This is a genomic window from Bacteroides sp. A1C1 (assembly GCF_004328515.1).
Taxonomy (GTDB): Bacteria; Bacteroidota; Bacteroidia; order Bacteroidales; family Bacteroidaceae; genus Bacteroides; species Bacteroides uniformis.
The window spans coordinates 4,379,096-4,391,937 of record NZ_CP036491.1 but is presented as its reverse complement, the minus strand read 5'-3'; the positions used below and the strand labels follow the sequence as shown (position 1 = coordinate 4,391,937).

Annotated in this window: 21 protein-coding genes; 4 read left to right on the top strand and 17 right to left on the bottom strand. The window is 39.9% G+C overall.

Going from position 1 to position 12,842, the window contains the following annotated elements; translation table 11 throughout:
* Positions 1–396: a hypothetical protein gene (locus tag EYA81_RS18560; protein ID WP_131226327.1), complete on the bottom strand. Its 396-nt coding sequence runs from the start codon at positions 394–396 to the stop codon at positions 1–3.
* 150 nt (positions 397–546) lie between these two features.
* Here EYA81_RS18560 and EYA81_RS18555 point away from each other — a divergent pair, with 150 nt between their 5' ends.
* Positions 547–903, top strand: a complete 357-nt coding sequence (locus EYA81_RS18555; RefSeq protein ID WP_131226325.1) for a hypothetical protein — start codon at positions 547–549, stop codon at positions 901–903.
* 43 nt (positions 904–946) lie between these two features.
* Here EYA81_RS18555 and EYA81_RS18550 read toward each other — a convergent pair whose 3' ends face one another.
* The 3 genes from EYA81_RS18550 to EYA81_RS18540 all read right to left on the bottom strand — a co-directional run bounded on the left by EYA81_RS18550 (position 947) and on the right by EYA81_RS18540 (position 3,284).
* Positions 947–1,720 (bottom strand): phage antirepressor KilAC domain-containing protein, encoded by a 774-nt coding sequence (locus EYA81_RS18550; protein WP_131226323.1) that lies wholly within the window; start codon positions 1,718–1,720, stop codon positions 947–949.
* Positions 1,721–2,259: 539 nt separating this feature from the next.
* A complete protein-coding gene (locus EYA81_RS18545; RefSeq protein WP_207389418.1) occupies positions 2,260–2,946 on the bottom strand; it encodes a Rha family transcriptional regulator in 687 nt (228 codons plus the stop codon).
* A gap of 38 nt (positions 2,947–2,984) precedes the next feature.
* Positions 2,985–3,284, bottom strand: a complete 300-nt coding sequence (locus EYA81_RS18540; protein ID WP_131226320.1) for a hypothetical protein — start codon at positions 3,282–3,284, stop codon at positions 2,985–2,987.
* A gap of 182 nt (positions 3,285–3,466) precedes the next feature.
* Here EYA81_RS18540 and EYA81_RS18535 point away from each other — a divergent pair, with 182 nt between their 5' ends.
* Genes EYA81_RS18535 through EYA81_RS18525 form a run of 3 tightly spaced genes read left to right on the top strand, consistent with a single transcriptional unit; the run spans position 3,467 to position 4,194 of the window.
* On the top strand, positions 3,467–3,745 hold the full coding sequence (locus EYA81_RS18535; protein WP_131226318.1) for a helix-turn-helix domain-containing protein: 279 nt from the start codon (positions 3,467–3,469) through the stop codon (positions 3,743–3,745).
* Positions 3,746–3,776: 31 nt separating this feature from the next.
* Positions 3,777–3,986 (top strand): hypothetical protein, encoded by a 210-nt coding sequence (locus EYA81_RS18530; RefSeq protein ID WP_131226317.1) that lies wholly within the window; start codon positions 3,777–3,779, stop codon positions 3,984–3,986.
* 4 nt (positions 3,987–3,990) lie between these two features.
* On the top strand, positions 3,991–4,194 hold the full coding sequence (locus EYA81_RS18525; RefSeq protein ID WP_131226315.1) for a hypothetical protein: 204 nt from the start codon (positions 3,991–3,993) through the stop codon (positions 4,192–4,194).
* A 474-nt stretch (positions 4,195–4,668) separates the two neighbouring features.
* On the opposite strand, the gene EYA81_RS18515 is transcribed toward EYA81_RS18525, so the two are convergent.
* The 13 genes from EYA81_RS18515 to EYA81_RS18450 form a co-directional block, all read right to left on the bottom strand.
* A complete protein-coding gene (locus EYA81_RS18515; RefSeq protein WP_131226314.1) occupies positions 4,669–5,055 on the bottom strand; it encodes a hypothetical protein in 387 nt (128 codons plus the stop codon).
* Between the two features lie 259 nt (positions 5,056–5,314).
* On the bottom strand, positions 5,315–5,869 hold the full coding sequence (locus EYA81_RS18505) for a hypothetical protein (protein WP_131226312.1): 555 nt from the start codon (positions 5,867–5,869) through the stop codon (positions 5,315–5,317).
* Positions 5,870–5,873: 4 nt separating this feature from the next.
* On the bottom strand, positions 5,874–6,269 hold the full coding sequence (locus tag EYA81_RS18500) for a hypothetical protein (protein ID WP_131226311.1): 396 nt from the start codon (positions 6,267–6,269) through the stop codon (positions 5,874–5,876).
* The gene (locus tag EYA81_RS18495; protein ID WP_227186820.1) at positions 6,266–6,856 is read right to left on the bottom strand and encodes a DUF2829 domain-containing protein; all 591 of its coding nucleotides are present in this window, start codon (positions 6,854–6,856) and stop codon (positions 6,266–6,268) included. Before EYA81_RS18495 ends, EYA81_RS18500 begins: the two co-directional genes overlap by 4 nt.
* Entirely contained in the window at positions 6,853–7,152 is a 300-nt protein-coding gene (locus EYA81_RS18490; RefSeq protein ID WP_007759428.1) for a hypothetical protein, read from the bottom strand. The genes EYA81_RS18495 and EYA81_RS18490 overlap by 4 nt, the downstream gene beginning before the upstream one ends.
* Positions 7,143–7,466, bottom strand: coding sequence for a hypothetical protein (locus tag EYA81_RS18485; RefSeq protein WP_032944332.1), 324 nt, complete (start codon positions 7,464–7,466; stop codon positions 7,143–7,145). Before EYA81_RS18485 ends, EYA81_RS18490 begins: the two co-directional genes overlap by 10 nt.
* Positions 7,463–7,777 carry a DUF6706 family protein gene (locus EYA81_RS18480; protein WP_008666886.1) on the bottom strand — a complete coding sequence of 105 codons (315 nt, stop codon included), beginning with the start codon at positions 7,775–7,777 and terminating at the stop codon, positions 7,463–7,465. The genes EYA81_RS18485 and EYA81_RS18480 overlap by 4 nt, the downstream gene beginning before the upstream one ends.
* Positions 7,774–8,856: a hypothetical protein gene (locus EYA81_RS18475; RefSeq protein WP_007849521.1), complete on the bottom strand. Its 1,083-nt coding sequence runs from the start codon at positions 8,854–8,856 to the stop codon at positions 7,774–7,776. Before EYA81_RS18475 ends, EYA81_RS18480 begins: the two co-directional genes overlap by 4 nt.
* An 18-nt stretch (positions 8,857–8,874) precedes the next feature.
* Positions 8,875–9,726, bottom strand: coding sequence for a head fiber protein (locus EYA81_RS18470; protein WP_131226309.1), 852 nt, complete (start codon positions 9,724–9,726; stop codon positions 8,875–8,877).
* Positions 9,727–9,730: 4 nt separating this feature from the next.
* Positions 9,731–10,366 (bottom strand): hypothetical protein, encoded by a 636-nt coding sequence (locus tag EYA81_RS18465; protein ID WP_131226308.1) that lies wholly within the window; start codon positions 10,364–10,366, stop codon positions 9,731–9,733.
* A 164-nt stretch (positions 10,367–10,530) separates the two neighbouring features.
* The gene (locus EYA81_RS18460) at positions 10,531–10,944 is read right to left on the bottom strand and encodes a DUF2442 domain-containing protein (RefSeq protein ID WP_005837049.1); all 414 of its coding nucleotides are present in this window, start codon (positions 10,942–10,944) and stop codon (positions 10,531–10,533) included.
* A 6-nt stretch (positions 10,945–10,950) separates the two neighbouring features.
* Positions 10,951–11,190 (bottom strand): DUF4160 domain-containing protein, encoded by a 240-nt coding sequence (locus EYA81_RS18455; RefSeq protein ID WP_005824559.1) that lies wholly within the window; start codon positions 11,188–11,190, stop codon positions 10,951–10,953.
* Between the two features lie 149 nt (positions 11,191–11,339).
* Complete coding sequence (locus tag EYA81_RS18450) at positions 11,340–12,833, bottom strand: phage portal protein (RefSeq protein WP_131226306.1); 1,494 nt, start codon at positions 12,831–12,833, stop codon at positions 11,340–11,342.
* Positions 12,834–12,842: the final 9 nt, after the last annotated feature.

Genomic DNA, 12,842 nt, shown 5'->3' with positions numbered 1-12,842 from the left:
TTATAGTTTTTTTTCTATTTGCCTACCTGCATACAAGATGCCATTAGTCATAATAACTTCAAATCCTTTACTTTCGACATAGCTTGCATAAGGCTGACCGTTAGCCAAATAAAGCCCATCCTTTGATTTTTCGGAATAAATCAGAAGATTCTCTGTATTTCTTACCGCTTCGGAATGAGAACCGTCTGATTCCACCCACATATCTACTATTTTCCCATTACGGACAACACACCCCCCATTTGCATTATTCAAGTTACCAGTCCTATTTTCATAAGTCTTGTTAATCTTTGCATTTCGGGTGGCGTCTCTCCCTATTTGAGAAAGAGTATTATAATACTTATCATCTACACTTTCAAGCAATTCATCTAATCCTGATGTATCTCCTCTAAACTCCATTATTTTTCATTTGTGCTAAGTTCGACAAACACAAGTTATCCAGCAATATTTCAAATATTTAATATGCGACAACGGAATAATTGTCGTGAAATAATTGGGAATGATTGATTTTTGAGATATTTTTGTTTATCAATATTAAAGTTAATCATTATGGAAACTACATTAAACATTGTATCAATCATCATCATTGTGTTTGGAATACTTCAAATCATTCTATTTTTCAAAATATGGGGGATGACGAATGATATTTCGGAAATTAAAGTTATGGTTAAAGATTATATCAAAAAATCGAATAGCAAACCTATATGTGATAAAGATAAATCAGAAAGTGATATTAAAATAGAAGATTTGGTTGTAGAATTAAAAAATGAACGTCAATTAAAGGTGGTCAATATAACGGATGATGGGAAATTTGAATGTATCATACCTGGAGGAATATCACCTATTGGTATATTCAATAGGGATGAAATAGAATTGTTTGACAGATACTGGAATAAATCAAAATAAGACGAGACAGCGCACCCCAACCTAATGAGGTGCGCATTATTATTTAAGCAGCATCTTTACCTAAGAACTTTTCTACGAAGTAAATTTGCCCCTTACCAGTCACTTTGGTAGTAGTAGTGACCAATACAGAGCCGTCCGGCTTGGTGATGGTGGTTTTCTTCAATTCAAAAAGCCCCAATTTCATAGCTTTCTGCGTTGGCTGATTGTAGTAGTCACCCTTTTGGCAAAGATAACCATTCTCGCGCATCCAGCTAAACAAACGGTTCTGACCGATATTCACTCCATTTTGTTGCAGTATCTTTGCTAATTCAGCAACCAAGCAAGAACGTTGAGAAGTTGAAACGGCATCGGCAAAAAGGACTTTAGGTGCATCTTTCTGAATCTTCTGTTCGGCTTCGATACGCTTCTGTTTTTCTTCTTTCAAGTTGGTTGCAAGCTGAATCAGAAAATCGGGTGAGGTCAAAGCCTTTTCAAGTGTCTCTTGCGTCATGTATGCACCATGTTTGCGGATTGAAGGCAAAACTTCGCTCGTTACCCATTTGCGAAACGGCTTTGCTTTTTCACTGTCACTGCGAATTATCACATCATATAAACCGCTTTCGGTTATAAATGTAACTTGTTGATTTCTACCTAACGAATCTATGGTGTCCATTTGGTGGACATCATCTTCTTCAAGCCTTGACCGGACATTTCTTGCGTTAGCAATGCCTATAACATTGCATACATCTGCCAAGCAAAACAAAGGTTCATCACTCTCATTCATCGCAATTCTCACTTTTCCGAACTGCTCATTTTGGAAAATCTGAATATTATTCATACTTTTACACAGTTTTAAAAATTAGACCCCACCAAAGGCAAGCTCCTCACTTCTTACCAATGGCGGGGTTATATTTTTCAGCCGTGAGGATAGCTGCGTTGTTTCTGTTTGCAAACTTATTATATAATCGTGTAAGAGAGAGATTTTCACTTTACCATAACACGACAATCGTTTCATTGTCGTAAAGTTTTTGGCGGTGGTCTGATTTTTATCTGTTTCATAATCATTTAGTCAATACATTGTCTATCAATCCACGAAGTTCTTTCAGTTCTTCTTCGGTCAACCCATACACATTGCCCAATGCAGAGGGCTTTTCAATCTTTAAACCGTACTTTACCCCCCCTGTTGCTTCTCTTTGGGTAAAACGGCAATAGCAAATCGTTTACTCATTTCTTGCTGTTTTAATTAATGACTATGTTCTCAGATTCTCGTTGAATAGCCTTAAAGGCGGCGGTCTTGCTTTGAGGTTCATAACTATGGAATTTATAAGGCAGCCTTTAAAGTCGTGCGAAGACTGCCTTTTTGAATAATCGTGTTATTTATACACTCGGATATATCCTGAATCCCTCTACCAGCTTCCCCTCAAAATCAGAAATCAACTTGCGTATCTGCTTGTTTTGATTGTCAGCATTTATATAGTGACCTGCCAAATAATAACCCTCTACATAAGCGTTGCCTATTTGGGAGAAGATATTACGCAATCTTTCTTGAAATGGAAGTTTGTCACAGTCAAAGACACCTGCCATTATTTCGCCATAAACACCATATCCAAACCCTTTTTCATCTCTCATTCTTTTCGCTGTTTCTTTCAACCGTTTATTGAAACGGTTCAGTTCGGACTTGAATATCTTTTCGGCATACTTGGTGCAATCATTCTTGCGAAGCATTTCTTCCATTTCGTTGAAGGCGCTAATATACGCTTCTTTGAATTGTGCAGCCACCCTGCCAGTGAATCCCATAGCCAAAAAGGTGAACCCATCACGGGTTAAATAGTACATGGGTCTTTTTTCACCTTTTTTATCGACATATTCAACGGGCGCAAAATTGCGCTGGTTAAATAACTCACTACAATCCAATGATTTAATAGCTCTCAATACATCTTTGTGTGCTTTACCAAAATACTCGGCAACTACCAATGAGGAAGTTACTGCCTTACCTTCTCTCACTTCAATCAAATCAACTTCATACGAAGAAGAATTGTTCCTTTTAATAATCTCTGTTTGCATGTTCATTATATTTATGTGTTAGTACTATAAGTTCTACTTTAATCACCCACATAGTGAGCACCGAAATGCCCGTAACTATACGGATTGTAATATACTGATTGAGGTATTGACAAATCATCATAAGAGCTACGCTCTGTTGGTTGTGCCAAAGCGGATTTCATAGCTTGCTTCTCTACCTCTCTTATCTCTTCTTTAGAGATACGTTCTTTCTCGTTAGCCCAAGCAAGTTTCAAACAGTCTGCCCAAGTCTTCACACCGTGAGTAAGAGAATACAGTTTCATGTACTTCTTTATCTGATGGGCTTCTTTCATTATCTTGCTTAAATTGTAGCGTTTCATAATTGTATGTTTTAGCATTTATACTATTTCGTTGTACTTTGATGATGCAAACATACTACTTAAATAGTATAACACAAAACAGAAAGAACTATTTAATTAGTATATTAACCTTATTTAATACTATTATAATAGTACAAAAAAACAAAGAAACGTACCTTTGTATAAAATTAAAATACACGATTATGAATCTAAGAATTACCGAACACTGCAAAATGCAAGGCATCACCTTACAGGAATTAGCTGATAAAATGGGGGTAGCCCGTTCGACATTAGCTAATACATTATCAAAAGGCAATCCTACCATTGAAACCCTATCCAAAATAGCGGACGCTCTCGGAGTTGAAGTAACAGACCTATTTGAAAAATCTTCCGATGAAGTTATAGGAGCTGTCCGAATTGGAGATAGCACTCACGTTATCAATAGTAAGGAGGATATTAAGAAGTTAGCGGAAAAATTATAAACTTAACTTAATAAAATAAGGAGGTAATACTATGAGCGAAAAAAAAATCAAAGAATCTGATGTAGTAATAAATACACAAAATGGGAAGGAGTATTATATTACTCAGATAGAAAAAGTGTATGATGCAGATTTAAAACATTCAGTTCCTACGGGATATGCTGAATGCCGTCCTAATAATTTAGATGATAATCTGCCCGATTATAATAGATTCACTATTGACATTTTAGAACTAAAAAAATAAAAATATGGAAAAGAAATATATTATAAAAGGAGTTTTAAATTCTTCTGTGCTATCTTTAAACTCTTATGGAACATACTGCTTAACAAATATTTCAGATATATACCACGAGGCAGAAAAAATTAAATTCTTTGATTCAAAAGAAGATGCGGAAAGCTACATTCTACAAAATAAACTTTCCCCAGTCACCATATTGGAAATTTTCATATAATAGTAAAGCCGGATTCCTCCGGCTTTAACTTTACTTTACCCATTAGCATTTCCCATATAAGTCTTACGAGAAACCTGCTTATTCCAACTCGTTCCATTCTTGTTGAAATTTCCCAAGTACCGCCCTGTAATCCGATTCACAAGATTATTAGGATTACTTGCATTACTCCCATAACGTCTCTCTGCAATTCTTGCAGCTTGTCGGGCAATATCCCAACCTGATTTAGTCCTTTTCCTGACTCAGCTTTAAATTTTAAAAGTTAAACAATATAATTTCGCCATATCTATTTCTTTTTCCTACGATTAGCCAATTCCTTACCACTGATTCTATTCACCTTTTGACCACTGACACTATGAAGTTTATCCCGTTGCATCATCAACAGATTCCTATAAGGGATAATCTCAAACACTTCTGTATAACCCAGATGAAGCGTATCAATCAAATGGGCTATCTGCCCGAAGAACGTTGCGTTTCCTACTGTTTCGGTCTTGCTGCCAGCATCGACACGTTCCTCATCGAGCTGACACACTGAAAAGCCGAAATATCCATCATAGAGAAACAGACTTCCAAGGCATCTTTGACTTCTTCAAAAGTGCCGTTCTCCAATTCTTTGACCAAACTATCATTCCCGCAGATGAAGCATGAAATACCTTTCAGCATATCTTCAGTAGCTTCAGGAAGCTCTTTAATAGCCTCCATGATATTATCTCCTCTCAGGGCGATATCGGAAAAATGATGAATGGCACGACAGATAATTTTAATTGTAGGAGGTTTAATGGTATAAACCATCCCTCCTATCTCCACATTCATGAAATCCAGCCCTAACAAAGCATCAGAAACCGTTTTTGCTGCTTGATTCATATTCTTAAACTAAAAGGGGGAATGGTATATATCCATCCCCCGGTTATCACTCTTGTGCTTTTACCAATGTTATCTCTTTTTTAAGAGTGGTATCAACTTCAGAAGGAGTGGTTTTAATATCTCCTGACTGAGTGACGTACCCCACTTTCGACACTTCATAGTGAACGGTAGCCCCAGCATTCACCTGCTTTGACTTGACCGTTGCACCGTCCAGCTTTACGGTCGCATCGGAAGGAGTAGGTACAATGGTTACTGTAGTTCATGCCTGCAAAGCTTTAATCTGCCCTTCTTCATAGTTATACTCAGAAGAAACACCTTCGATTCCCGGTTCCTGCACCAAGCCTTTTACAGCGATTGCAATTGCCTTATCCGTATTGGCTTCACGGGAAACAATACGGCATTTTGGGAAGATGAACCAGACATCATCATCGGTCAGACAGAACAATGCTTTGTTGATAATAACTTTATCCAAAGCACGCTTCCAACCTACATCTTTAGATGTTGCCTGAATAACATCGCCACCCATGAACGCTTTCTTGGTCTTCCAGTCATATTGTCCGATAGAGAAAGCGGGCGATACTTCTCCCGGCGCATCATCGTAACGGTAATTCTTTCCCGTTAATTGGTTCTTGTGCCCAGTGACGGAGGCTTCCGTTTCCTCAATCTGCCACGTTTCCCCGTGTACATTCAAAACCTCATCTTTCGCTTTGATAGCGGCTTGAATCAAAGTCTTTGCGATTTCGGGGGTAATGTCTGCCGTTACCTTATCAATATCGGCAAACAAGATTCTTTTTATTCCTACTGCTGAAATCATAATCTTATAGTTTTACATTTATTACTTCAAATAAAATTCTCACATTCACGTAATGGCATTTCAAAGCTGTATCCGCTTCCGCGCCAATTGATTCGATAGAGTAACGATAGGTTGTACCGTCATAGGTGCTTACTACATCATCAAGCAGCTTGTCAGCCTTTCTTTCAAGTTCGTTAAGCCGGATTGTGTTCGCTTCATTCTCGCTTAAATTGGGTACACATAGATTCACTTCTGCAAAAGATTTCTTCCAATACTTTCCCGGCTGTTGTTTCTTCGTATGGATAACGATTCTTTCAGAGGTCAATTCACCCGTCAGCGTTTCCCCGTCCGGCACTATGGCTATTCCGAAAGCCTTGCAATCCCGGTAGAGAATGTTTCCTATGTCGGTAGTTACAATCATTCCACAATCTCCCAATCTTCGGCAAATACATCACTGATAGACGGAACCCATGAATCAGCACGTCCGTTATTCTCATTGTAGATAAGGCACTGGCTTGTATAGTCAATGAATCCTTTACTTCTCAGAATAAGGTCTTTTGCTGATTGGGAAAGAGATTGCATCTTAGGGATGATGTCGCTTTCGATATGAGCTGGCACTTGTTTGAATACCATCAAACCTTTACCGTTCCAACCACTTCTACGAACAGCCCCACCTTGTTTTAACACTTCGATTGCATCACCGAAGCCCATTACGGATGAATCATCGGCTTTATCGTATGTTTTCTCAAAAATGTCCGGCTTGCAAGGATAAAACTCCCCGTTTACTCCTTTGATGATATAATCTCCATAGTTTGCAAGCATTTTGCCTTCAAGCGTTTCGATGTACACACCAAGATAAGGCTCATTGGTGTTGCCATTCTCGTCTATACCGAAATCGGGATTGTGTTTCGGTACGGGAGTTCCGCCCATAAAATCACATACAACATCGAAGTTGTCTGTTGTCAACCGAATGGCTTCAATTACTACTGGTTTCTTTCTGTATTTCATTTTTCAAATTCTTCTTTTAATCGTTTCTCCGCATATAAAGCGGCACTACTTAAAACATCAAATCCCTTAGATTCTACGAATGATGCGTATTCCGCTTCGTTTTTCAGTGTCAAACCATCTTTATCGACATCGTAATCATTGGACGTTCTCAAAGTGAGTGTGTGGTCTTGATAATCGCCATGTTCCTCCGCGTACTTCACGGCTTCATCGCCTACATCAATCATCTTCTTTTCGACCTCCCATTCTCCTTCATCGAAAAAGGAGTCGACATCTGAGAAATCGAAATCTACATCCATAATTCCGAGTAGTTAAAGTAGTTTGTACTCTTTACCGTGTAGACTTCGCCTTGACCTCTTACGCCATCACCATCCATGCAACGTACTTCATCACCAGCCTTGACAGTAATTCTTTTCTCACATACTACATGATAATTCGGACGATACACAGAGCCGTTATCAGATGAAAACTCTTTGGTAGTGTTATCATCACAACGGCACTTGCATACCTTCTGCCAGTATTCACCACCTGTTCCGGGAATAGGTCTGCCAAACTCATCCTTGTCCATCGGGGTGATAACTTTTACCTGCAATATGTGTGGGGCGAATATCATAAGAAAGTCACTTTAGGTTTGTTACCCAGTTCGTCTTTCAAACCGTACTGTTTACACAGAAATGAATAGTAATCCTTAATGCCTTGAATGTTCCAAGACATAGAAAAACCGCTTTCGCTGATGGAAGTGGCACGAAGCAATAGAGAGGGGATGAACTTCGCAATTGCCACCGACACCCGTGTTTGGCAATCCTCGTTCATCTCACCCCCTCCGCTTATCTTTGCGTTCAGACATATATCGAAAAGGTCAGCCTCCGACAAGTTAACGCCGAAGGTCTGAAACTTCTGTAATATATAATCGTTTACTGTCATGCGTTCATCTCACTCAAATCGAAGTTCACAATCAGGTTCGGGTTCGCAATCTGCGGAATCCATTCGGCTGTGTATTCCAGATAGCGACCATTGCCGTCCTTGTAACCTGAAATCAGCATATCGCCATCTGCCTGAGTGTAATTACGTCCCGGTACACCATCCACAGCTTCATAAGGAGTGTGGAAGCGCATATAACCGATTTTATCCTGCGGAAGCAGGGAAATACGACCATCTGCATAAATGGGGATATTCTTACCTGTTTGGTCTACCACATAATCTTCCTTGATTTCAATAGCCGGAAGTCCGATACCTGTAAAAATGGTAGAAGCCAGTTGCGAGGTGATAAGCCCGGTAGACATATACATTTCATTGCCTGTAAGCTGCATCTTGAACTTATCACCGAACTCGCTTGAACCGATGATGTTCTTGATGAATGTGCCACGGCTCATAATCATCTTGGGGAATGTGCCGTAAATAGATTTCAGCTCATTCAGTTTCTGCTGCAAGTAAGTGACGAAATAGTCTTTATCCTCTGTGTCCGGCTTGATAAACTTGAACGGCAAGTCGATGTTCAATAAGTCAATTCCTCCGGCATTGTCGTCCTTGTTCTTCACGCTTGCTGCTCCAGTCATCAACAGAGAGCCTACGATAATGTCCATACGCTTGTGCGGTGCCAGCAATACCTGACGGTAATCGTCATAGATGAAGTCCACGATGTCACGCATGGCTGCTTTCTGGTCTTCCGGTTTGGCGGCATTATACTTGTCTATCAAATCCTGCAAATCCGACAAGCGGTCAATGGAGATTTGGTATCTATCGCCCAAATAAGCAATCTCACCATATCCCGAACCGATATTTCTACGTTCACGGATAGGCTTTTCGCCATAACGGGAGTTGATGGAACCAGCCATCACACCAGTAACCTGACCGATGTAGTCTTTAAATACACGAGTAGTAGTCCTACGGAAGCCCAAATACTGCTGCCAATAAATTGTGTCCTTTCTTGTCTTGAGGACACGCTGAATCACTGCATTTACAATGTTCGGGTCATTAAACAATGTATGAATAGTTAGCATCATATATTAGTCCTCCTTTCTTTATTTTGCCATTATACCTGCGTTTTTCAACGCTGTCAATAATCCGTTAAAGTTTTCTACCGACACCGTACCAGATGCATCATTCACTTTGGCTGCCTGCTTTACACCTCCAAGAGCAGAAGGCGTAGCTGCTGTTAAAGTATACTTGTTAGCTTGTGCTGCAACCCCATCCAATTTGGCTTTATCTTCCTTACTCATCAAACCGTCCTGACTAGAAGAAGCCTTAGGAATTGATACAGTATCTTTTTCTTGTTTGACATCCTGAGCATTAAACTGGAAGTGCGGCATATTCGCCTTGTCAATATCTGCGAAAGGCATTACCAGCTTGGTCGGTTCGATTTCAAACGCACGCATCAAAAGGGAAACCAATACTATGCCATCCTCTACCTGCTTCCTTTCATACAGAGCTGAATTTGCGATAACTTTGGGCGTTGTACCGTCTGCGGCTGTCGCTTCGTAAAGAACTGTTCCAGCTTCTAGATTTTCTCCAAAGTCTGCCGCTAACGTCAGCTTATCAAAAGCTTTGTCAGCCTTGTCAATAGCGTTGATTGTCGCTCCATGCGCACCGTTACCCAAGTGCATACCTTTGTAAGCCAAAGAACGTTTCTTGATTTTCAATGTGGTATTGGAGCCTGTCGTAAACTTCTCATATACTTCCACACGGATAGCCACTTGGGATGTTTTCTTCACCAAGTCAGCTGCAATCGGTGTGAATGAGGGCAAGTACGAGCCGACAACGAGATTGGTTGTGTCCAACTTGTACGGACCTCTGCGTCTGCGTCCGGTTTCTACGTCGTAGCGTTCTTCCTGCTCAACTTCCGGTTCAAGATTATACTTAAATCCTGCTGCCATAAAATCACTGTTTTTGTTGTTCTACAATTTCTTTAGTGTCGTCTGCAATCATTTTCGCAAACGCCTGAGTCTCATTCTCCAGTTCTTTTTTTGCTGTATCTGGAGGAACTACACCCTTAAAGCCGTCATTCGCAAACTCCTGCTTCAAGTCCTTGAAGTATGCGTCCAAGTCCTCATCGTCCTTAATGGCGCATCGTTTGGCGTAGTTTTCGGGAATACCATACTCCTTTGCCTTTGCCAAAATCTGCTGGCTACGTGTTGCTTGAGCCTTTTCCGTTTCTAACTGTGTTAGCTTATCAGAAAGGTTCTTGTTGGAGTCAATTAAAGCTTGCGCCCATGCAGGCACATCGTCTTTATTCTCTTCCGTTTTGGTGGTTGTGGTAGTCTCGATTGGCTTACCGTCTTTAAGGTTATGCTTCTTTTCGTAGTTGGAAACTGCGGTCTTGGAAGCATCCCCGGCACGGAAATCACCATAGGAATTAAGCACGTCCGAAAAACTAATACCCTCAACAATGGAGTTTACCTTTGTCTCGTCCGTTACACCCTCTGCCTTTTTAGTAGCGATTCGGGTTAAGATAGCAGTGTCCACCCCAGCGAATTTCTGTTGTAGCCCTGCCAAGATTTGTTCTAAGATTGTCATACCGTATGAATTTGATTTATAAATTTCTACGGTAAATTTCGTTATTTATAAAGAAGGTGAAAAATTATCAGATAGGTGATACACAACAATGAAGCGGTTGTTGTAAAATGATATAAAAAAGGCGTGAAACCGAATGGAATCACGCCTAAATAAAGTATTGTAACTTATGCCGGTACAGCCATTAATTCACGCCCTACTGAACGTATTGTTTCTATAATATCTTCAAAACGTTTCTTAGACGGCTTCTTTGTTCCACTTACATATTGAGCAAACAAACTCTGAGAAATACCTAAACGTCGTGCTATGGCAGCAGCATTCAATTCAGGATGAGCTATAAATAAATCATAAAGAGGATTGGATTTCCTTTCCCGAAAGAATCCCTCAAAACTCAAATCTTCATCAAGCTCTCTCCAATGTATTCCGTCATGGCTCGTTGTGAAATTTGCGCGCTGCGCAGGAGTAGCCCATTTCAGCCTTTGGAAATCTGAAAACTTCTCACATGCCTCCTTCCCGTCAGTGGTACGTATCCATACCTCCGTATCAGTTAACCATACCTTTTCAACTATGATATTTTCCATAACCACTTATTTTGATTTATTAAAAAATTTATTCCAATGCTCTGCTATTACTTCTTGATTTTCTTCTATAACTGATTCTACAAGTTTCAGTTCAGATGACTTCAAGCCATTATTTTTGATTAATGTAACTGGAAATAAAGTGAATTTAGCACTTACATCCCCTTTGATTACATGAACATGTATAGGCTCATGGTCATTAGCGTAAAACATAAAACGAAAACCAAATAAAATAAATATCGTTGGCATACCTTTCTCTATTGATTACCCTACAAATATAGGTAATTATTTAATTACCTACAACTATTCAAGCAAAAAATTAGCGGCAATTCTTTGATGTTGCCGCAAAATATTCTATTTTTCTTGTACTAAAATTATAATCCCCATAATTTTTCTGACTAAGAGGCATTTTTCTGTCCCTTATTTCCGATTTGCTCATTCTTTGCCGCTTGCTCCTCCTTGATTTCTGCAAGCTCCTCTTCTACCCTATCAGCATTCCCGGCAAACATGATTCCCTCACGCGTTGACCAGATGCCACCACTGACAGCGGAAACGGCAGTAGTCACCTTATCATTCAAATCATCAATCATATATGGAACCAGTTCTGTTTCTATGTCAATGGTTTGCGATGCCTTGCTAAACTCGGTTGGATTGATAGAGCCTAAAGCGGAAACAATGAAATTTACTCTCCGCTGTAAAAACTCGCCGATAACCTCACCGTGATTTTCTACCGCCATGTGTGCACCCATGAACATAAAGCGGAAAGCGGTTCCTGATGCTTTGCCTACCCCCTTCAACGTCTCAAAGGATATTCTTGGAGTGTTTGACATATCATAAGCCATATTGGTGAGTGTTTCTGCTTCAAAACGTACCGTATCCGGAACTTGGTTCCACGTCAGATACTGGGCATCCGCACCTTCACCTGTAAGTTTGACCATTCTATCCTTAACCTTACCCATGAAACCCTCCACGTCACCGATAAGTTTCAATAAAGGGAAGAAATGATAATCGATGCAATCTGCATAATTGGATAATAATTTCTCCAACCGAACCCGAAAAGTCTTTATCTTTTTGCAATAAGGTTCAGGACGATAAGCATAGAGAACCGGTAGTTTTGGGAATCCATGAGCAAAAGGCGTTCTTTCTTCATATCCTTTAGACAAATCCCATTGATAAACCATTTTGTCCGTGATAGTCATAAAGCAGATGACCTCCGAATCATCCATGAGCTTCTTTTTATACTCACGTGAGAAAGCAATCATTTTACCTTCATCGTTAAAGAACGGGTATAGCTTATCACCTTTGAATGGAGACCATAACACACTTTTCAGTTTCTTGGTGGGCTTTACCTTGCCACCGAACGTAGTCTTTACTTTTTTCCAGAACTTCGCCCAAAACGAATCATCATCGGTAACATACCAATATTCTGCCGCTTCTTGTTCGGAGAGCCAGGCACGGACAATCTTCTTGTTTTGGTATTTGATTTTGTTGGATTTAAATACAGCCTTTACCGCATCCAGCAGCTTCTTTTCATCATCATCAGTCGGAGTGCAATCCATAGACGGTTCTGTGCCGACCGTGAAAGCAGTTTGAATGTTCACTATATCCTGTTCCAATGGAATGGAGATACGGTTCACTGGTTCTGTTTTATACTTTGCTTCGATTTCATAAGTCTTACCAGTTTTTTCATCGAAGTGCTTCTCAGCTTCTTTTTCAAGAACCTTTCTGTCCGGATACTTCTTTTTGTCAACCATAATTTCATGGCGTTCCGGATTCCAATCGTCCCAAAGTTTACAACAGTCGGGAAGTTCAGTCTTCCTACCTTTCTTCAGGTAGTTTATCTTCTGCCCGATATCGGGCAATGCTAATATTTCTTCTAAATTCAATGGCATAGCTTATAT